Source organism: Micromonospora sp. NPDC049051, assembly GCF_043197575.1.
Lineage (GTDB): Bacteria > Actinomycetota > Actinomycetes > Mycobacteriales > Micromonosporaceae > Micromonospora.
The window spans coordinates 495,752-515,894 of sequence record NZ_JBICTL010000004.1 but is presented as its reverse complement, the minus strand read 5'-3'; the positions used below and the strand labels follow the sequence as shown (position 1 = coordinate 515,894).

Genomic DNA, 20,143 nt, shown 5'->3' with positions numbered 1-20,143 from the left:
GGTCCGGCCGCCGGCCGCTGCCTACGATCGACCGATGACAGACACGGAGAGGACGGCCCGCGCCGGCGTCCCCGACCGTCCGAGCCTGGACGGCATCGAGGAGACGTGGGCGCGCCGCTGGCAGGAGGAGGGCACGTACGCGTTCGACCGCTCGAAGGAGCGCCCGGACGTGTACGCGATCGACACCCCGCCGCCGACCGTATCCGGCGAGCTGCACATGGGACACGTCTTCTCGTACACGCACACCGACGTGGTGGCCCGGTTCCAGCGGATGCGCGGACGCACGGTCTTCTACCCGATGGGCTGGGACGACAACGGCCTGCCCACCGAGCGCCGGGTGCAGAACGTCCACGGCGTGCGCTGCGATCCGGCGCTGCCGTACGACCCGGACTGGCGGGCCCCCGAGGCACCGGTGGACGAGGCGGCCCGCCGGGACCCGACCCCGATCTCCCGGCGGAACTTCATCGAGCTGTGCGAGCGGCTGACCGTCGCCGACGAGCAGGTCTTCGAGGCGCTCTGGCGGCGGCTGGGGCTCTCCGTGGACTGGTCGTTGACGTACACCACGATCGGCCGCCTGGCCCGGGCCACGTCACAGCGGGCGTTCCTGCGGAACCTGGCCCGGGGCGAGGCGTACCAGGCGGAGGCGCCGACGCTCTGGGACGTCGGCTTCGCCACCGCCGTCGCGCAGGCGGAACTGGAGGACCGGGAGCGGCCCGGGGCGTACCACCGGCTGCGCTTCGCCGGGCCGGACGGGCGCGAGGTGCTCATCGACACCACCCGTCCGGAGCTGCTGCCGGCCTGCGTGGCGCTGGTCTGCCACCCCGACGACGAGCGGTACGCCGACCTGGTCGGCGGCACCGTGCGTACGCCGGTCTTCGGGGTCGAGGTGCCGGTGCGGGCGCACCCGCTGGCGGACCCGGCCAAGGGCACGGGCGCGGCGATGGTCTGCACCTTCGGCGACCTGACCGACGTGACCTGGTGGCGGGAGCTGCGCCTGGACACCCGGGTGGTGATCGGCCGGGAGGGCCGGCTGCTGCCGGAGGCGCCGGCCGGGGTGCCTTCGGGTCCCTACGCGGCGCTGGCCGGGCAGACCGTCAACGGCGCCCGGCGGACCATCGTCGAGCTGCTGGCCGACGCCGGCGACCTGGTCGGCGAGCCGCGACCGATCACCCACCCCGTGAAGTTCTACGAGCGCGGCGACCGGCCGTTGGAGATCGTCTCGACCCGGCAGTGGTACCTGCGCAACGGCGGGCGCGACGAGGGGCTGCGCGCCGAACTGCTGGCCCGGGGCGGGGAACTGCGCTGGGTGCCGGAACACATGCGGCACCGCTACGAGCACTGGGTGGGCGGCCTGACCGGTGACTGGCTGGTCAGCCGGCAACGCTTCTTCGGCGTGCCGGTGCCGGTGTGGTACCGGCTCGACGACGCTGGCGAGCCGGACTGGTCCCAGCCTCTCACGCCGGAGGAGTCCGCGCTGCCGGTCGACCCGTCCAGCGACGCCCCGCCCGGGTTCGAGGAGTCCCTACGCGGGCTGCCGGGCGGCTTCGTCGGCGACCCGGACGTGCTCGACACCTGGGCCACCTCGTCGCTGACCCCGCAGATCGCCGGCGGGTGGGAGACCGATCCGGACCTGTTCGCCCGCGTCTTCCCGATGGACCTGCGCCCGCAGGGGCAGGAGATCATCCGCACCTGGCTGTTCTCCACCGTGGTCCGCGCCCACCTGGAGCACGGGGTGCTGCCCTGGCGGGACACGGTGCTCTCCGGCTGGATCCTCGACCCGGACCGGAAGAAGATGTCCAAGTCCAAGGGGAACGTGGTCACCCCGATGGCGCTGCTGGAGCAGCACGGCTCCGACGCGGTCCGCTACTGGGCGGCCAACGGCAGGCCGGGCATGGACCTCGCCTTCGACCCGGCCCAGATCAAGGTCGGCCGGCGGTTGGCCACCAAGCTGCTGAACGCCTCGAAGTTCGCCCTCGGGCTGGGCGCCGCCGACGCGTTGCGCTCCCCGGCGGCCGAGCCGCTGGACCGCGCCATGCTCGCCGAACTCTCCGGCGTGGTCGCCGCCGCGACGTCGGCGCTGGAGGCGTACGACCACACGGCCGCGTTGCAGGTCGCCGAGAGCTTCTTCTGGCGGTTCTGCGACGACTACATCGAGTTGGTGAAGGAGCGCGCCTACGGCTCCGGGCCGGGGGCGGACTCCGCCCGGGCGGCGCTGGCCACCGCGCTCTCGGTGCAGCTGCGGCTCTTCGCCCCGGTGCTGCCGTACGCGACCGAGGAGGTGTGGTCGTGGTGGCGCTACGGGTCGGTGCACCGCTCGACCTGGCCCACCACGTACGAGGTGGACCGGGCGATCCAGGGTGCCGGCGAACCGGAGCTGCTGCGGCTGGCCGCCGACGCGCTCAGCCAGGTGCGTCGCGCCAAGTCGGAGCGGAAACTGTCGATGAAGGCGGAGGTGCCGCTGGCCGAGGCGCTCGGCCCGGCGGCGCTGCTCGACCAGCTGACCGTGATCGCCGACGACCTCCGGGCCGCCGGCCGCATCGCCAAGCTGGACCTGCTCCCCGACCGCACCCCGGAACTCGTGATCGCCTGCGCGTTCTGACCCCCGCCCGCCCCGTCGCGCCCCACCCGGCGCGGCGGGACGGGGCTGGCGCGGCGGGGCGGGGCTGGCGCGGCACCGGGCTGGCGAGCCCATCCGGCGCGGTGAGGTCTACCAGCCGCGCAAAAGGCGCAGCCCGAGCAGGAAGGCGACGACGGCCGGGCCGACCAGCAGGGTGATCGCCTGGAGGCGGTACGGCATCCGGTGCCGGGTCAGCTCCACCGCGTTGCCCAGCACGATCACCCCGGCCAGCATCAGGAACGCCCCCCACATCCCGGCGGCCCCCACCCCGACCAGGCCGACGCGGATCAGTTGCAGCGTCCCGCCGAGCAGCAGGGCGCCGGCCAGCGCCAGCAGGGAGACCGTCCGGTGCAGCCCCCGGGCCAGCGGGTGGAACAGCCGCCAGTGGTAGGTGCCGGCGACCGCCAGGCAGGGCAGGATCACCATCAGGGGCCAGCCCCGCCCGAACACGCCGAACATCAGCAGCGCCCCGACCGCGAAGACCAGCGCGCCGAGGCAGGCGACCACGTAGCCGGCGAAGGCCCGCCCGCCGCCCCGGGCCAGCAGCGGCCCGCCGGTGGCGGCGATCAGCGCGCCGGGGATCAGCACGAACCCTGCCCACCAGTGGAAGTGCCCGGTGGCCTGCGCGGCCGTGGTGGTCGCCGCCGCCGCCAGTCCGGCCACCGCCAGGCTGACCATCCAGTGCCGGCCGGCATCCGGGTACGACTCCCGAGTCATGACCAGCCCCGTCTCCGCGCTCACCCCGTCAGCCTCGCCCAGCCGCCCGACCCGGTCCATCCGGACAGCCCTACCATCGCGGGTCGGGCCGCCCGGACGACCGTCACGTCGCGCCGCGGATCTCGGCGGGCGGCGGGGCGCCCGGACCGGCGGAGATCAGCTCGTCTCGCCGGCCACGCTGAACGAGCGCAGCCGGTCGATCGCCAGCACGGTGAAGCCCACGCTGATCAACGCGGCCATCACCGCCGCCACCGGCACCGAGACGCCGGCCTCCAGCAACCTGGTGGGGGCCATCTTGTCGGCGAGGCTGATCACGTACTGCTGGATGGAGAGCACCTTCGTGCCGCTGACGACGTTGCCGAGCAGGCCCTCCCAGATCAGCACGTAGACCAGGCCGAGCAGCACCGGCCGCCGGGTGATCATGCTGAGCGCCACGAACAGCGCCGAGTACGCCAGCGCACCGACCGCCGACGCGGCGGCGAGCGCCAACCCGAGCCGTACGGAGTCGGCCAGCACGCCCGCCACGTAGAGCGGCAGGGCCACGGTGACCGCGGTGACGCCGGTGGCCACCGCCAGCTTGGGCAGCACGATCTGCCAGCGCGGCAGCGGCTTGGTCAGGATGTGCACGACCGTGCCGTCGTCGATCTCGGCCCCGAGCACGCCGGTGCCGACGATCAGGGCGACCACCGGGAGCACCACGGCCAGGCCGAGGCCGACCAGCACCGGCGGGCCCCACTGGCCCGGGTCCACCCCGAGCGAGCGGGAGAGCACGGCGAGCAGCACCAGCACCACCGGGAGGGGCAGCAGCAGGAGGAACCGGCGACGCCCGAACAGCCCCCGCACGGTGATCCAGGAAACGGTAGACATGGGTTCAGGCCTCCACGAGGTAGGAGAAGACGCTCTCCAGGGATTCGTCCTCGGGCACCAACTGCCGCACCCGGATGCCCTTGGCCAGGGCGATCTTCGGCAGGACGCGGGTGAACGCGCCGTAGTCGCCGGCCCGCACGGTCAACCCGGCGCGGCCCAGCTCGACCCCCGTCACCGACGCCTCGGCCATCAGCGCCACGGCGAGCGCCCGGTCGTCGGTGGAGTGCACGGCGAAGACGTGCGGCCGGTTGGTCATCAGCCGGCGGATGGTACGGAAGTCGCCGGAGGCGGCCAGCCGGCCGGCGACCATCACCTGGACGGTGCCGGAGACCTGCTCGACCTCCTCCAGGATGTGCGAGCTGAACAGGATGGTGCGGCCGGCGTCGCCGAGGCGGTGCAGCAGCTCCATCATGTGCAGCCGCTGGCGCGGGTCCATCCCGTTGAACGGCTCGTCGAGCAGCAGCACCTGCGGCTCGTGCACCAGCGCCGCGGCCACCCGGGCGCGCTGCCGCATGCCCTTGGAGTACGTGCCGATCCGGCGGTCCTGCGCGCCCTCCATCTCCACCAGGGCGATCGCCCGGCGGGCCGCCTCCGCCGGGTCCGGCAGCCGGTGCAGCTTCGCGCTGGCCAGCACGAACTCGTACGCGGTGAGGAACGTGTGCACCGCCTCCCGCTCGCTGACCAGGCCGAGCCGACGGTAGACCTCGGGATTGCGCCAGGTGGGCCGGCCGTCCAGGCTGACCGCCCCGCGCGACGGGGCGAGGAAGCCCGCCATCATGTGCAGCAGCGTGGTCTTGCCGGCGCCGTTCGGGCCGAGCAGGCCGGTGACGCCGGGGCCGAGGCTCATGCTGACGTCGTTGACGGCCACCACGTTGCCGTACCAGCGGGAGACGCCGGCGAGGGCGAGGGTGCTGGCGGCGGCGGTCGGCGTCCCCGCCGCCTGGTCGACGCTGATCGTGGTCATCGGGCGGCCACCTTCCGGTATCGCAGCATCAGCAGGGCGACGCAGCCGGCCACGAGCAGCACGGCGGCGACCGCGTAGACCGGGCCGAAGTCGCCGATCGGCACTCCGCCCTCCCCCTCGAACAGCAGCAGGTCGCCGAGCGCCCAGGTGCCCACCCCGCCCACGATCGTCGAGGGCGAGGCCAGGAAGGCCAGTTCGTTGACCGTCTGGGAGGGCATGATCGACAGGGTGCCGACGATCGGGGTGGTCATCAGGAACACGGCCACGATCCCGCCGGCCGCGAACGCCCGCTTGCCGGTCAGGGAGGCGACCAGCAGCCCGACCGAGGCGAAGACCGCCGCCCAGAGCCCGGCGTAGAGCAGGCTGGGCAACAGGTCGAGCAGCTCGTTCCAGACGCCGCGCATGCCGTCGCCGGTGGTGAAGGCGGCACCCAGGAACATCACCAGCTGCGGCCCGCCGAGCAGCAACCAGAGCGCGGTCGCCAGCGCCAGCAGCTTGGCCAGCGGGTAGTCCGAACGCGGCAGCGGCCGGGAGAAGTAGAGCGGCAGCACGCCGCTGCGCAGGTCCCGCGAGACCAGCTCGGGAGCCACCACCGCGACGAAGAAGATGACCAGCCAGCTCATGTTGTCGGCGAACTGGGCGTACGTCATCACCGCCTCGCCGATCTGGCTACGCACCGCCGTGAGCCCGGCGGCCACCACGGTGACGATGGCGACCACCAGCCAGGGGAAGATCTTGGCCTTGGCGCTGCGGCCCAGCCCGAACGCCGTCCGCACGCCGTGCAGGTAGAGGGCGCCGAAGACGGCCCGGCGGCCCAGCCGGGGGCCGGTGTAGCGCTGGTAGCCGATGTCGTGGATGACGCCGGTCGGCTCAGGCATGGCTGGGCTCCCTCGTGGCGAAGAGTTCGGCCACCCGGTGCCGGCGCTGGTCCAGCCGGTGCAGCGGCAGGTCCAGCTCGGCGACCGCGCCGAGGATCAGGTCGTAGGTGGCGTCGTCGGCGAGCTCGACCAGCAGCAGGCGGCCGTCCCGGCGGACCGGCAGGTCGAGCGCCGCCAGCCGGGCGGCCAGTTCCTCCGTGCCCTCGCTGACCTCCACGGCGAGCACGTCGGTGGCCGAGGTCATGGCGGAGATGTGGTCGGCGCGCAGCAGCCGCCCGCCGTCGATGGCGACCAGGGTGTCGCAGATCCGCTCGACCTCGCCGAGCAGGTGCGAGCAGACCAGCACGGAGATGCCGAACTCGGTGCCGATGCGGTGCACCAGCGCCAGCATGGCGTCGCGGCCGGCCGGGTCGAGGCCGTTGGTCGGCTCGTCGAGGAGCAGCAGGTCGGGGTCGTGCACGAGGGCCTGGGCGAGCTTGACCCGCTGCTTCATGCCGGTGGAGTAGCCACCGACCGGGCGGTAGCGCTCCTCGTAGAGCCCGACGTGCCGCAGCGCCTCGGAGGCCCGCTCCCGGGCGACCGTACGCGGCAGCCCGCTGATCCGGCCGAGGTGGGTGACCAGCTCGGCGGCGGAGAGGTCCGGCGGCAGGGCGTCGTGCTCGGGCATGTAGCCCACCCGGGCGCGGACCTGGGCGGAGTCGGTGGTCGGGTCGAGGCCGAGCACCCGGACCCGGCCACTGGTCGGGGCGAGGAGGCCGAGCAGGATCTTGATCAGGGTGGACTTGCCGGCGCCGTTCGCGCCCACCAACCCCACGATCCCCGGCTCGACCGCGACGGTCAGGTCGGCCAGCGCGGTGACCCCACCCCCGTACGTCTTGGTCAGCGACTCGGTCGCGATGAGTGTCACGTCGTACAGCGTAGGAGGCGACGCCCGCTGTGGGCAGCGGCTCGCCCCCGGGCACTCCCCTGATCCTGGCGGCCCGCGTCCCCTAGGGTCCCTGCAGGTGGCGGGCCGCCGGCACTGTCGGCACGCAGCGACCTCAGCCAGGCCGGACGGGGCAGACAGGACGCGGCCGGGCCGACACACTGGACGCGTGACCCGACTGTTGCGCGCGCCGCTGACGTGGGTGGTGGTCGCCGTCCTCGCCGCGGGGTCGGCGTTCGGCCTCTACTGGTTCCAGCCCTGGAGGCTGGTCACCGACGCCGAGGTCGACGAGGCGCTCTCCAGCGTGGCGGCCACGCCGGCGCCGACGGGTTCCGCCACGGGTGCCGCGCCCGCCCCCGCCGGACCGGTCCTCGTCGGGCAGGGCGACTTCGTGACCCACGAGCACGACACGTCGGGCAGCGCGCGGATCGTCCGCACCCCCGACGGGCGGCATCGGCTGGAACTCGTCGGCCTGGCCACCTCCAACGGCCCTGACCTGCGGGTCTGGCTCACCGACCAGCCGGTGCGCAGCGGCACCGCCGGGTGGCGGGTCTTCGACGACGGCCGGTGGGTCGAGCTGGGCCGGCTCAAGGGCAACCGGGGCGACCAGGGTTACGACATCCCGGCCGACGTCGACCTGACGGGCCTGACCAGCGTCTCCATCTGGTGCAAGCGGTTCGCCGTCTCCTTCGGGGCCGCGCCCCTGACCCCGCCCCGCTGACCCACCGGCCGCCACCCCCTACCGTGGCGCCCGGGTGGAGTGGCGCTCTCGACCGATCGCAGGCCGGCTGAGAAACTGTGTGCCGACCAGCGTCGTTTGGGGGATGGATGAGCAACAGCTGGGTGCTGCCCGACGAGGTGCTCCGGGATGCGCCGGCGTACACGCCGCGCCCCGGCGAGCTGGCCGACCTGGAGCTGCTGCTGATCGGGGCGTACGCCCCGCTGGTCGGCTTCATGACCCGCGCCGACCTGGTCTCGGTGAGCCGCCGGGGCCGGCTCGCCGACGGCTCGCCGTGGCCGGTGCCGGTGACCCTCCAGGTGCCGACGGCGCTGGCCCAGGGCCTCGACCCGCGCGACGAGGCACGCCGCACCCTGGTGCTCACCGACGGCGAGGGCGCGCCGGTCGCGGCGTTGGAGGTCGCCGACGCGTGGCCGGTCCGCGACGGGGTGGCCGGCGTCGGGGGCACCGTCCGCCGGCTCGGCGACGGTGGCCACGGCCCGTTCCAGCGGCTGCGCCGCACCCCGGAGGAGGTACGCCCGCTGCTGCCGTCGGGGCGGGTGCTCGGGGTGATCGCCGACCGCCCGCTGCACCGGCCGCAGCTCGCCCAGATCGCGCACGCCGTCCGCACGCTCGGCGCCCACCTGCTGGTGATGATCCCGGTCGGGGAGGACGCCCTCGGCGGGTTGCCCCCGGAGTCGCTCGTCCGCAGCATCTTCGCGGCCCGCGACCGGATGCCGCCGGCCACGCTGGTCGCCGTACCGCTGTCGCGCCGGCGCGACGAGATCAGCGACGCTCTGCTGCGGGCCCGGGTGTCGGCGGCGTACGGCGTCACGCACCTGCTCTCCACCGGCGAGATGCTCTCCGGCGCCGGCCTGCGGGTGCTGGTGCCGCGCGAGCTGGCCTACGACAACCGCGACGGGCAGTGGCGCTGGCGGGAGGACATCCCGCCGCGCAACCGGCGCCTGGCGCTGACCCAGCCGGAGATCGACGACCTGCTGGACCGGGGTTTCCCGTTGCCCGAGTGGCACACCCCGCCGGCGGTGGCGAAGGAGCTGGCGCGGGCCCGGCCACCCCGGCGGCACCGGGGCCTGGTGATCTTCCTGACCGGGCTCTCCGGTTCGGGCAAGTCCACGATCGCCCGGGGCCTGGCCGACGTGCTGCGCGAGCAGGGCGACCGGAGCGTCACGCTGCTCGACGGGGACGTGGTCCGCCGCGAACTCTCCGCCGGGCTGGGCTTCAGCAAGGCCGACCGGGATCTCAACGTCCGGCGGATCGGCTGGGTGGCGGCGGAGATCGCCCGGCACCACGGCGTCGGCATCTGCTGCCCGATCGCCCCCTACGCGCAGGCCCGCGCGACCGCCCGGGAGATGGCGCTGGCCGCCGGCGCGGGTTTCCTGCTGGTGCACGTGGCCACGCCGCTGGAGGTCTGCGAGCAGCGCGACCGCAAGGGCCTCTACGCCAGGGCCCGAGCCGGCCTGCTCACCGGGATGACCGGCATCGACGACCCCTACGAGGAGCCGACCGACGCGGACCTGGTGGTCGACACCAGCGACCTGACGATCGACGAGGCGGTGGAGGCCGTCCTGCACCACCTGAACGAGACGGGCTGGGTCGAGCCCCGACACCCGTCCCTCTGATCGGCCCTCCGCCTGTCCGTGGTTCCCTGCCCCGCGCTAGTGTTCAAACTTGTTCGAACACGTTCAACCGCGTGAGGGTACGCGGCAGGCGCGGAGGTACCGGGAATGCTCGCTCAGCAACGGCAGGCGGCCATCCTGGACCGCGTCCGCGCCACCGGCGGCGTACGGGTCTCCGAGCTGGCCGCCGAGTTCGGCGTCTCGGACATGACCATCCGCCGCGACCTGGAGGCGCTGCACGAGCGCGGCCTGCTGGCCAAGGTGCACGGCGGTGCCACGGTGGCGGGCCCCGGCTCGACCGACGAGCCGGGCTTCCGGGCCAAGTCGGTGCGGCAGCTCGCGGAGAAGGCGGCCATCGCCGGCCGCGCCGCCGAGCTGGTCCGGCCCGGGGCGGCGGTCGCCCTCTCCGCCGGCACCACCACCGCCGAGCTGGCCCGCCGACTGACCGACGTCCCGGGCCTGACCGTGGTCACCAACTCGCTGCCGGTGGCCGAGATACTGCACGCCGGCGGCCGGTCGGACCAGACGGTGGTGCTCACCGGCGGGGTGCGTACGCCGTCGGACGCGCTGGTCGGACCGCTGGCCGTCGCCGCCATCCGGTCGCTGCACCTGGACCTGCTCTTCCTCGGCGTGCACGGGATCACCGAACGGGCGGGATTCACCACCCCGAACCTGATGGAGGCGGAGACCGACCGCGCCCTGGTGGCCGCCGCCGACCGGCTGGTGGTGCTCGCCGACCACACCAAGTGGGGCACCGTCGGCATCTCCTCGATCGTCGAGCTCTCCGCCGCCCACGTGCTGGTCACCGACGACCGGCTGCCCCCCGACGCGCGGCGGGTGCTCGCCGACCGGGTGGGCGAGCTGGTGGTGGTGCCCGCGACGGGCACGGAACGGGCGGCCACGACGAGCGCCGCGGGGACGTCGAGGTGAAGCGCACCGCGATCACGCTGGCCGACGGCCGGGAACTGATCTACTTCGACGAACGCGACGACGCCGTCCGCAACCAGCCCGACCGGCGCGAACTGCCCCCGCCGCCGCCCGCCTCGCAGCTGCGCCTGGACCCGTTGACCGACGAGTGGGTCGCCGTCGCCGTGCACCGGCAGAGCCGCATCTTCCTCCCGCCGGCCGACCAGTGCCCGCTCTGCCCCAGCACCGACGGTCGGCAGAGCGAGATCCCGGCGCCCGACTACGACGTCGCCGTCTTCGAGAACCGGTTTCCGGCGTTCAGCGGCCGGGTGGCCGACGAGCCCGCCGAGATCACCGGGTTCACCCCGGTCCGGCCCGGTCGGGGCCGCTGCGAGGTGGTCTGCTTCACCGACGACCACCACGCCTCCTTCGCCACCCTCCCGCCGCGCCGGGTGCGTACCGTCCTCGACGCGCTCGCCGACCGCACGTCGGCGCTCGCGCGACTGCCCGGGGTGGAGCAGGTGTTCTGCTTCGAGAACCGGGGCGTGGAGATCGGCGTGACCCTGCACCATCCGCACGGTCAGATCTACGCGTACCCCTTCGTGACGCCACGGACCCGGGCGCTGCTGGCCGCCGCCCGCCGGCACGCGGACCGCACCGGCGGGCGCAACCTCTACGCCGACGTGCTCGCCGCCGAGCGGGCCGCCGGCGACCGGGTGGTCGCCAGCAACGAGCACTGGACGGCGTACGTCCCGGCGGCGTCCCGCTGGCCGTTCGAGGTGCACGTGGCCCCGCACCGGCCGGTGCCGGACGTCCCCGCGCTCGACGACGCCGAGCGGGACGCCTTCGGGCCGCTCTACCTGGACCTGCTGCGCCGCTTCGACGGGCTGTTCGACGCGCCCATGCCCTACATCGCCGCCTGGCACCAGGCCCCGGTACGCGTCGACCGCGAGCTGAGCCACCTGCACCTGCAGTTGTTCAGCATCCGGCGCGCGAAGGACAAGCTGAAGTACCTGGCCGGATCGGAGTCCGCGATGGGCGTCTTCATCAGCGACGTCGCTCCCGAGCGCGCCGCCGAACTCCTGCGCGCGGCGTGACCGCCGAACTCCTGCCCAGGGTGTGACCGCCCGAACTTCCGCGCACCGGGTGGCAGGAAGGGCACCTTCCTGACGCCTGTCGTGGAGGAGGGTCCTTCCGCACGTCCGGGCCCGGCGAGCCGACAGCCGACCGCCGTCGCAGATTGGTGGGAAGACAGGGCGCGGGGGGCCCGGGACAGGGCCCCCCGCAGGGAAGGGACGGCTGGCTGTGCGCGACAGCCGGGAAGGCTGGCTGATCGGCACGCTTGCCGCGAGGCGACCGCGGTCAACCTTCCTGGACGCGACTGGCATCTCGTCCACCCAGGTCAACGAGGCGCGCCGAAGCAGGTGACGCGACCCGCGTGTCGCCCCGCCGACACGCCGCGAAAACGGGTGAGCCGAGGAGCCGGCGGGCGGCGGGCGGGACGGCCGGCGGGGAGAGCAGGCACCGTGGGAACGGTGGGAGCCCGCCGGGGATGCCGGCGGGCTCCTGGGTGCCGCAGCGGCAGCGCCACAGCGGTGACGCCACCGGGAGGCCCGTCGAGGGGTCACGCCGGCGGACCGGTTGCCCCTCGACGGGGCGGGTGGAGACTCAGGCGGAGAGCTTGCGGGCCAGGTTCTCGTCGAGCGCGTTCATGAACTCGTCGGTGGTCAACCACGGGGCGTCCCGCGAGATGAGCAGCGAGAGGTCCTTGGTCATCTGGCCGCCCTCGACGGTGTCGACGATGACCTGCTCCAGGGTGTTGGCGAACTCGGTGACCGCCGGCGTGCCGTCCAGCTTGCCCCGGTGGGCCAGGCCCCGGGTCCAGGCGTAGATCGACGCGATCGGGTTGGTGGAGGTCTTCTCGCCCTTCTGCCACTGCCGGTAGTGCCGGGTGACCGTGCCGTGCGCGGCCTCGGCCTCGACCGTACGGCCGTCCGGGGAGAGCAGCACCGAGGTCATCAGGCCCAGCGAGCCGAAGCCCTGCGCGACGGTGTCGGACTGCACGTCACCGTCGTAGTTCTTGCAGGCCCAGACGTAGCCGCCCTCCCACTTGAGCGCGGCGGCGACCATGTCGTCGATGAGCCGGTGCTCGTAGGTGAGACCGGCGGCGTCGAACTCGGCCTTGAACTCGGCCTCGAACACCTCGGCGAAGATGTCCTTGAACCGACCGTCGTACGCCTTGAGGATGGTGTTCTTGGTCGACATGTAGACCGGGTAGTTGCGGTCCAGGCCGTAGCGGAACGAGGCGCGGGCGAAGTCCCGGATCGACTCGTCGTAGTTGTACATGCCCATGGCGATGCCGCCGCCGGGGAAGTTGGCGACCTCCATCTCCATCGGTTCGCCGCCGTCGGCCGGGGTGTAGGTGATGGTCACCGTGCCCGGGCCCGGGACGACGAAGTCGGTGGCCTTGTACTGGTCACCGTGGGCGTGCCGGCCGATGATGATCGGCTTGGTCCAGCCGGGGACCAGCCGCGGCACGTTGGACATGATGATCGGCTCACGGAAGACGACACCGCCGAGGATGTTGCGGATCGTGCCGTTCGGCGACCGCCACATCTTCTTCAGACCGAACTCCTCCACCCGGGCCTCGTCCGGGGTGATGGTCGCGCACTTGACGCCGACGCCGTGCTCCTTGATGGCGTTGGCGGCATCGACGGTGACCTGGTCGTCGGTCTCGTCGCGGTGCTGGATCGACAGGTCGTAGTAGTGCAGGTCGACGTCGAGGTAGGGCAGGATCAGCTGCTCCCGGATCTGCTTCCAGATGATCCGGGTCATCTCGTCGCCGTCGAGCTCAACGACCGGGTTGTTTACCTTGATCTTCGCCATCGGCCGGCGCTCCTCTCGGGGGACACGTGCTCAAGCAGTACGAGCGTACTGGAAACTGGTCGGCAACCCTCAGCCGGCCTCGGTCGGGCCGGAATAACGACGTGCACGGCACGGGAGACCGCTGGCACCATCGCCGGATGCCACTGAGCCGCAACCTCGGGTCTATCACGGTCACCGCGCTCACCGACGGCGAGGGGCCGTTCTTCCAGCCCCGCGCGGAGGCGTTCCCGGACGCCACGGCGGAGCACTGGCGCGCGGCCGACCGGAGGGACCCGGCCACGGTGACCGCCGACGGGCGGTGGTGGCTGCCGTTCCGCAGTTTCGCGATCCGCGCCGGGGACGGGCCGGTGACCCTGGTCGACGCCGGGATCGGCCCGGCCGGCTCCCCCGCCTCGGGCTGGGCGCCGGTGCCCGGCCGGCTGCCGGCCGAGCTCGCCGCCGCCGGCATCGACCCGGCCGACGTACGCACGGTGGTGCTCACCCACCTGCACACCGACCATGTCGGCTGGGCGGTCACCGGCTCGCCGGGCACGCCGCACTTCCCGAACGCCGACTACCTGCTCCAACGGGCCGAGCTGGCCGCCGTGGGGCAGCTCAACCCGGGGCTGTCGGCCGGCCTCGTCGCGCCGTTGCGCGCCGCCGGCCAGCTCCGGGTGGTCGACGGCGAGGAGAGGCTCGACCCGACCGTACGGCTGCTGCCGACACCGGGGCACACGCCCGGGCACCAGTCGGTGCTGCTGGAGGTCGGCGACGAGCGGCTGCTGCTCACCGGCGACCTGCTGGTGCACGCCGTGCAACTGGTCGACCCCGGGCTGGCGTACGCCCACGAGGAGGACGCCGACGCGGCGCGTGCCTCGCGGGTGGGCCTGCTGCGCGACCTGGCCGCGCGGGGCCCCGCGGTGCTCGCCACCCCGCACCTGGGCGAGGCGTTCGTCGCGCTGTAGGACGCAGACGTCGAAGGGGCACGCCGGCGGACCGGCGTGCCCCTTCGACGGGTGGATCACATGTTGGCGACGTCGCCCTGCTTGGCGCGGACGGCCTCGGCGGCCTCCTTCAGGCTGGCCAGCTCGTCGGCGTCCAGGTCGGTCTCGACGACCCGCTTGACGCCCTCGGCGCCGATCTCGGCCTCGACGCCCAGGTAGACACCGGAGATGCCGTACTCGCCGTCGACCCAGGCGCAGACCGGCATGACCTCGCCGGAGTCCTCCGCGACGGCCTTGGCCATCCGGGCGGCGGCGGCGGACGGCGCGTAGTACGCCGAACCGGTCTTGAGCAGCGCGACCACCTCGGCGCCGCCGTTGCGGGTCTTGACGACCAGCTCCTCGATCTGCTCGGCCGGCATGGCCTCGCGCAGCGGCTTGCCGTCGACCGTGCTCTTGGAGGGCACCGGCACCATCGTGTCGCCGTGCGAGCCGAGGGTCAGCGTCTTGACCGACTTCACCGGTACGTTCAGCGCCTCGGCCACGAAGTTGCTGAACCGGGCGGTGTCCAGCATGCCGGCCTGGCCGAGGACCCGGTTCTTCGGGAACTGGGTGGCGAGCTGGGCCAGCGCGGTCATCTCGTCCAGCGGGTTGGACACCACGATGACGACGGCGCTCGGGGCGTACTTGGCGACGTTCTCGGAGACCTGACGGACGATCTTGGCGTTCGTCTCGAGCAGGTCCATCCGGCTCATGCCCGGCTTACGCGGCAGGCCGGCGGTGATCACCACGACGTCCGAGCCCTCGATCGCCTCGTAGCCCTCGCCGTTCGGGCCCGTGGTCACGCCGACCACCTTGGTCTCGAAGCCCTCGATGGCGCGCGACTGGTTGAGGTCCAGGGCGAGACCCGCGGGCTTGCCCTCCACGATGTCGGTGATCACGACGGTGTCGAAGACGTCGTACTCGGCCAGGCGCTGCGCGGTGGTGGAGCCGTAGAAGCCAGCCCCGACGACAGTGACCTTCTTACCCATGGTCGTCCCACTCCCTGCTACCAGTCGGTTTTCCGGACCGTATCAGTCATCCTGGCACCCCTCAGGGCAGGGGCGGCGGCCATCGCCAGGATGGGGCGAACGTCACCGTCGTCCCGGCTCCGGGGCGGGGCGGCCGGACGTCCCATTGGCTGGGAGCCGGACGGGGCTCAGCCGCGCTCGGCCCGCTCCACCACGTTGGTCAGCAGCATCGCGCGGGTCATCGGGCCGACACCGCCCGGCATGGGCACCAGCTTGCCGGCCACCTCCGCCGCCTCGGGGGCGACGTCGCCGGTGTAGCGACCCTTGCCGTCCGGGCCGATCACCCGGGTGATGCCGACGTCGACCACCACCGCGCCCGGCGTGACCATGTCGGCGGTGAGCAGGCCCGGCACGCCGGCGGCCACGATGACGATGTCGGCGGCCCGGGTGTGCGAGGCCAGGTCGAGGGTGCCGGTGTGGCAGAGGGTCACGGTGGCGTTCTCGCTGCGCCGGGTGAGCAGCAGGCCGAGCGGGCGGCCGACGGTGTTGCCGCGACCGACCACGGCGACCTTGGCGCCGCGCAGCGCCACGTCGTGCCTGCGGAGCAGCTCGACGATGCCGCGCGGGGTGCAGGGCAGCGGACCGTCGTAGCCGAGCACGAGCCGGCCGAGGTTGACCGGGTGCAGCCCGTCGGCGTCCTTGTCGGGGTCGATCAGCTCCAGCACCCGCTGGGTGTCGAGGTGGCCCGGCAGCGGCAGCTGGACGATGTAGCCGTGGCACGCCGGGTCGGCGTTCAGCTCGGCGAGCACGGCGTCGACCTGCGCCTGGGTCGCGTCGGCCGGCAGCTCGCGGCGGATCGAGGCGATGCCCACCTCGGCGCAGTCCCGGTGCTTGCCGTTGACGTACGCCTGGGAGCCGGGGTCCGCACCGACCAGGACGGTGCCGAGCCCGGGGGTGATACCGCGTTCCGCCAGTGCCTTGACCCGTGTCCGCAGCTCGTCCTTGATCTCGGCCGCGGTCGCCTTGCCGTCCAGAAGCGTCGCCGTCACGTCCAGATCGTCTCACGGCCCACGGCCGGCCATCCGACGACCTGAGCCAAGCCGACTCGCCGATCACGATGGGTGACGTGGGTTTAATCACCGTGAGTCACCATCGAGTGATGGGGGTCGCTCCCAGATCCGGACTCCCGGCACTTCGCGGGATGGTCGGACACGCCTCGCGCGAGCGGACGCAGGGTGGCAGCCCGTTCGCGACGGGAACCGGAAGCGTCGAGAGTTTTCACAGCTCAGCGCTCGGTTTCCGCGCCAGCGGCATTAGCAGACGCAGCCCGTCCCGGCAAGCCCTCCACCGGGACTCCGTTACCCGTTCGCAACCCGGTCGTTGTCGATCGCCGACCGGCGGCCTACCGTTGCCCAACGTTGCGCAGCGTACACCCAACGCCGGGCCTGACTGCGCAGCGTGAGGAGATGAGGAGGCTACATGCGTGTTCGTAGGTTCGCTGCCTGGACCGCCCTCCCGCTCGCGGTGACCCTGGGCCTGGTGGCCTGCGGCTCGGGCGGCGACGGTGGATCAGGCGAGAGCAACCCCGACGCGGCCGTGCGGATCGAGATCGCCGAGCCGCAGCACCTGGTGCCGACCAACACCAACGAGACGAGCGGTTCACAGGTGCTCGCCGCCCTGTTCAGCCCGCTCGTCGACTACGACGAGGCCAACAAGCCCTACGAGGTGGCGGCCGAGTCGGTGACGTCCGAGGACAACACGACCTGGACGGTCAAGCTGAAGGACGGCTACACCTTCCACAACGGCGAGAAGGTCACCGCCGACAACTACGTCGACGCCTGGAACTACGGCGCCTACGCCCCGAACGGCCAGAACTCCAGCTACTTCTTCGAGAAGATCGCCGGCTACGAGGACATGCAGGGCGAGACCCCGAAGGCGAAGACGCTCAGCGGGCTGAAGAAGGTCGACGACCTGACCTTCACCGTCACGCTGTCCCAGCCGTACAGCGAGTTCCGGACCATGCTCGGTTACACCGCCTTCTACCCGATGCCCAAGGCGGCGTTCTCCGCCCCGGGCGTGCTGGCCGAGGGGTACGAGCAGGCGCCGGTCGGCCAGGGCCCGTTCAAGATGAAGGGCACCTGGCAGCACGACGCCAAGGTCGAGGTCGAGAAGTACGACGCCTTCCCCGGCGAGAAGCCGAAGGTGGCCGGCGTCGAGTTCCGGATCTACCAGCAGCCGACCGCCGCGTACGCGGACGTGCTCTCGGACAACCTGGACGTCATCAAGACCATCCCGACCGAGAACCTCTCGACGGCCGACACCGACCTCGGCGACCGGTTCAAGCAGAGCCCCGCCTCGTCGTTCCAGTTCCTGGCCTTCCCGACCTTCGAGGAGGAGTTCAGCAACCCGGACGTGCGCAAGGCCATCTCGATGGCGATCGACCGGGACGAGATCACCAAGTCGATCTTCAAGGACTCGCAGCAGCCGGCCCGCTCGTTCGTCTCGCCGGTCGTCGCGGGCTACCGCGACAACACCATCGGCGAGGCCGGCGAGTTCGACCCGGCCAAGGCCAAGGCCCTCTACCAGGCCGCGGGCGGCCCCGCGAAGATCGAGCTGTCCTACAACGGCGACGGCGGCCACAAGGACTGGATCGACGCGACCTGCAACCAGCTCAAGGCCAACCTGGGCGTGGACTGCGTGGGCACCGCCGAGCCGAAGTTCGCGGACCTGCTGACCAAGGTGAAGGACAAGCAGCCCGTCGGCCTGTTCCGGATGGGCTGGGTCATGGACTACCCGTCCATGGAGAACTACCTCGGCCCGCTGTACAGCGGCAACGGCTCGTCGAACTACTACGGCTACGCCAACCCGGACTTCGACAAGCTCCTCGCCGAGGGCGCCAGCGCCGCGAACGAGGAAGAGGCGATCAAGAAGTACCAGGCGGCGGAGGACCTGTTGGCGCAGGACCTGCCGGTGATCCCGCTGCGGTACGGCCAGAACAACTTCGGCCACTCGACCAAGGTCACGAACGTGGAGATGGATCTCTTCGACCGGATCGACCTGCTGAAGATCGAGGCCGTCAAGTAACACCACGGCATGACGGGTCGGGCCATCGGCGTACGGTGGCCCGACCCGCCATCCTCTTCGCACTTTTTCCGCCAGACTGCCAAGTATGTTCCGCTTCATCCTGCGGCGTCTGCTCCAGATGGTCCTCGCGTTCTTCGGGACGACGCTGATCGTCTACGCGCTGATGTTCGCCGGCCAGGGCGACCCGATCCAGGCGCTCGCCGGCGAGCGCCCGGTCACGGCGGCGCAGCGGGCGTACCTGACGGAGAAGTTCCACCTCGACCGGACCGGGGTCGGTGGCTTCTTCTACCGCTACTTCGACTACCTCAAGAACCTGCTCCAGGGTGACCTCGGGCAGTCCCTCACCGGACGCTCGATCGGGGACATCCTGGCCGCCGCCTGGCCGGTCACGGTCAAGCTGGCGCTGATCGCCATGGCGGTCACCATCCTCTTCGGCGTCACCGCGGGTGTACTCGCCGGCATCCGGCGGGCCAGCATCTTCGACAACTCGACGCTGCTGCTGACCCTGCTGGTGCTCGGCATCCCGACGATCGTGCTCGCCCCGCTGGCGCAGTACCTCCTCGGCGTCAAGTGGCAACTCTTCCCGCCCACCGCCGGCGCCAACCCGGACCTGTACGCGCTCCTGCTGCCCGGCATCGTGCTCGGCTCTCTCTCGCTGGCCACCGCCCTGCGGCTGACCAGGACGTCGGTGGCCGAGAACCTGCGCGCCGACTACGTCCGCACCGCCCGGTCCAAGGGACTGGTGAGGCGGCGGATCGTCACCGTCCACGTGCTGCGCAACTCGCTCATCCCGGTGGTCACCTTCCTCGGCGTCGAGCTGGGCAACCTGATGAGCGGCGCGATCATCACCGAGGGCGTGTTCAACATCCCCGGGGTCGGCTTCAACCTCTTCCGCGGCATCCGCACGGAGGACGGCCCGCTGGTGGTGGGCATCGTCAGCGTGCTCGTCGTGGTCTACCTCGTCTCCAACCTGGTGGTGGACGTCCTGTACGCCGTACTCGACCCGAGGATCCGCTATGAGTGAGCAGGTGCGGGAGCACGCAGCGAGGTGTCGGCCATGAGTGACTTCGAGACCGTCGCCGCGACCGAGAACCAGACCGCGCGGCGGGGACCGTCGGGTGAGCCGGGCGCGCCGAGCCAGGTGGGCGTACCGCAGAAGCCCCGCAGCCTGGCCGGCGACGCCTGGCGCGACCTGCGCCGCAAGCCGATCTTCTGGATCAGCCTCGCCCTGGTGGTGCTGGTCGCCGCCATGGCGGCCGTTCCCGGGTTGTTCACGGCCAACGACCCGCGCGACTGCGTGCTGGCCCGCCAGCACGCCGGGCCGTCCGGCGGGGCCATCTTCGGGTACGACTTCCAGGGCTGCGACACGTACTCCCGGGCGGTCTACGGGGCCCGCGCGTCGCTGCTGGTCGGCGCGCTCTCCGCGCTGCTCACCGGCCTGATCGCGCTCACCGTCGGAATGCTGGCCGGCTACTTCGGCCGCTGGGTCGACGCGGTGCTCTCCCGGGTGATCGACATCGTCCTCGGCATCCCGCTCCTGCTCGCCGCGATCGTGCTGCTCAAGCGGGTCAACAGCGACAGCTCGGCGGTCCGGATCGGCGCGGTCGTCTTCGTGCTGGCGATCCTCGGCTGGACCACCGCCGCCCGCGTCGTCCGCTCCTCGGTGATCACCGCCAAGGAGCAGGACTACGTCGCGGCGGCCCGGATGCTCGGGGCCGGCGACGGCCGGATCATGCTGCGGCACATCCTGCCGAACGCGCTCGCCCCGGCGATCGTGGTGCTGACCATCGCCCTCGGCTCGTTCATCGCCGCCGAGGCCACGCTGAGCTTCCTCGGCATCGGGCTCAGGGCCCCGACCATCTCCTGGGGCATCGACATCGACTCCGGCCGGGTGCACATGCGGGAGGCCGCCACCCCGCTGCTGGTCCCCTCGACGTTCCTGGCGCTGACCGTCCTGGCGTTCATCATGCTCGGCGACGCGATCCGCGACGCCTTCGACCCGAAGCTGCGATGA

17 protein-coding genes are annotated in these 20,143 nt (G+C 72.3%); 9 read left to right on the top strand and 8 right to left on the bottom strand.

The window, feature by feature from the left end; translation table 11 throughout:
* The first annotated feature begins 34 nt into the window (after positions 1–34).
* Positions 35–2,599 (top strand): valine--tRNA ligase, encoded by a 2,565-nt coding sequence (valS, locus tag ACGFIR_RS19160; RefSeq protein WP_393146274.1) that lies wholly within the window; start codon positions 35–37, stop codon positions 2,597–2,599.
* Positions 2,600–2,707: 108 nt separating this feature from the next.
* Here valS and ACGFIR_RS19155 read toward each other — a convergent pair whose 3' ends face one another.
* From ACGFIR_RS19155 to ACGFIR_RS19135, 5 genes are all read right to left on the bottom strand, one after another.
* Positions 2,708–3,394: a hypothetical protein gene (locus ACGFIR_RS19155; protein WP_393146272.1), complete on the bottom strand. Its 687-nt coding sequence runs from the start codon at positions 3,392–3,394 to the stop codon at positions 2,708–2,710.
* Positions 3,395–3,490: 96 nt separating this feature from the next.
* On the bottom strand, positions 3,491–4,201 hold the full coding sequence (locus ACGFIR_RS19150; RefSeq protein ID WP_392998648.1) for an ABC transporter permease subunit: 711 nt from the start codon (positions 4,199–4,201) through the stop codon (positions 3,491–3,493).
* A gap of 4 nt (positions 4,202–4,205) precedes the next feature.
* Positions 4,206–5,165 carry an ABC transporter ATP-binding protein gene (locus ACGFIR_RS19145; RefSeq protein WP_393146269.1) on the bottom strand — a complete coding sequence of 320 codons (960 nt, stop codon included), beginning with the start codon at positions 5,163–5,165 and terminating at the stop codon, positions 4,206–4,208.
* Positions 5,162–6,043, bottom strand: coding sequence for an ABC transporter permease (locus tag ACGFIR_RS19140; RefSeq protein WP_392998644.1), 882 nt, complete (start codon positions 6,041–6,043; stop codon positions 5,162–5,164). Before ACGFIR_RS19140 ends, ACGFIR_RS19145 begins: the two co-directional genes overlap by 4 nt.
* Complete coding sequence (locus tag ACGFIR_RS19135; RefSeq protein WP_392998642.1) at positions 6,036–6,950, bottom strand: ABC transporter ATP-binding protein; 915 nt, start codon at positions 6,948–6,950, stop codon at positions 6,036–6,038. The genes ACGFIR_RS19140 and ACGFIR_RS19135 overlap by 8 nt, the downstream gene beginning before the upstream one ends.
* Before the next feature lie 187 nt (positions 6,951–7,137).
* Here ACGFIR_RS19135 and ACGFIR_RS19130 point away from each other — a divergent pair, with 187 nt between their 5' ends.
* From ACGFIR_RS19130 to galT, 4 genes are all read left to right on the top strand, one after another.
* Positions 7,138–7,689 (top strand): DM13 domain-containing protein, encoded by a 552-nt coding sequence (locus ACGFIR_RS19130; protein WP_393146267.1) that lies wholly within the window; start codon positions 7,138–7,140, stop codon positions 7,687–7,689.
* A 107-nt stretch (positions 7,690–7,796) separates the two neighbouring features.
* Complete coding sequence (cysC, locus tag ACGFIR_RS19125) at positions 7,797–9,326, top strand: adenylyl-sulfate kinase (RefSeq protein ID WP_392998638.1); 1,530 nt, start codon at positions 7,797–7,799, stop codon at positions 9,324–9,326.
* A 105-nt stretch (positions 9,327–9,431) separates the two neighbouring features.
* The gene (locus ACGFIR_RS19120) at positions 9,432–10,253 is read left to right on the top strand and encodes a DeoR/GlpR family DNA-binding transcription regulator (protein WP_392998636.1); all 822 of its coding nucleotides are present in this window, start codon (positions 9,432–9,434) and stop codon (positions 10,251–10,253) included.
* On the top strand, positions 10,250–11,326 hold the full coding sequence (gene galT / locus ACGFIR_RS19115) for a galactose-1-phosphate uridylyltransferase (RefSeq protein WP_393146265.1): 1,077 nt from the start codon (positions 10,250–10,252) through the stop codon (positions 11,324–11,326). Before ACGFIR_RS19120 ends, galT begins: the two co-directional genes overlap by 4 nt.
* Positions 11,327–11,897: 571 nt before the next feature.
* On the opposite strand, the gene ACGFIR_RS19110 is transcribed toward galT, so the two are convergent.
* Entirely contained in the window at positions 11,898–13,115 is a 1,218-nt protein-coding gene (locus tag ACGFIR_RS19110; protein ID WP_132231004.1) for an NADP-dependent isocitrate dehydrogenase, read from the bottom strand.
* A 137-nt stretch (positions 13,116–13,252) separates the two neighbouring features.
* Between ACGFIR_RS19110 and ACGFIR_RS19105 the strand changes: the two genes are divergently transcribed.
* On the top strand, positions 13,253–14,059 hold the full coding sequence (locus ACGFIR_RS19105; RefSeq protein WP_393146263.1) for an MBL fold metallo-hydrolase: 807 nt from the start codon (positions 13,253–13,255) through the stop codon (positions 14,057–14,059).
* A gap of 56 nt (positions 14,060–14,115) precedes the next feature.
* Here ACGFIR_RS19105 and ACGFIR_RS19100 read toward each other — a convergent pair whose 3' ends face one another.
* Both ACGFIR_RS19100 and ACGFIR_RS19095 read right to left on the bottom strand, forming a co-directional pair.
* Positions 14,116–15,066 carry a malate dehydrogenase gene (locus ACGFIR_RS19100; protein ID WP_392998630.1) on the bottom strand — a complete coding sequence of 317 codons (951 nt, stop codon included), beginning with the start codon at positions 15,064–15,066 and terminating at the stop codon, positions 14,116–14,118.
* 167 nt (positions 15,067–15,233) lie between these two features.
* Positions 15,234–16,094: a bifunctional methylenetetrahydrofolate dehydrogenase/methenyltetrahydrofolate cyclohydrolase gene (locus ACGFIR_RS19095; RefSeq protein WP_393146261.1), complete on the bottom strand. Its 861-nt coding sequence runs from the start codon at positions 16,092–16,094 to the stop codon at positions 15,234–15,236.
* A 430-nt stretch (positions 16,095–16,524) separates the two neighbouring features.
* Here ACGFIR_RS19095 and ACGFIR_RS19090 point away from each other — a divergent pair, with 430 nt between their 5' ends.
* The 3 genes from ACGFIR_RS19090 (at position 16,525) to ACGFIR_RS19080 (ending at position 20,143) form a co-directional block, all read left to right on the top strand.
* Positions 16,525–18,129: an ABC transporter substrate-binding protein gene (locus ACGFIR_RS19090; protein ID WP_393146259.1), complete on the top strand. Its 1,605-nt coding sequence runs from the start codon at positions 16,525–16,527 to the stop codon at positions 18,127–18,129.
* Between the two features lie 85 nt (positions 18,130–18,214).
* Positions 18,215–19,153, top strand: coding sequence for an ABC transporter permease (locus ACGFIR_RS19085; RefSeq protein ID WP_392998624.1), 939 nt, complete (start codon positions 18,215–18,217; stop codon positions 19,151–19,153).
* A gap of 33 nt (positions 19,154–19,186) precedes the next feature.
* Entirely contained in the window at positions 19,187–20,143 is a 957-nt protein-coding gene (locus tag ACGFIR_RS19080) for an ABC transporter permease (protein WP_392998622.1), read from the top strand.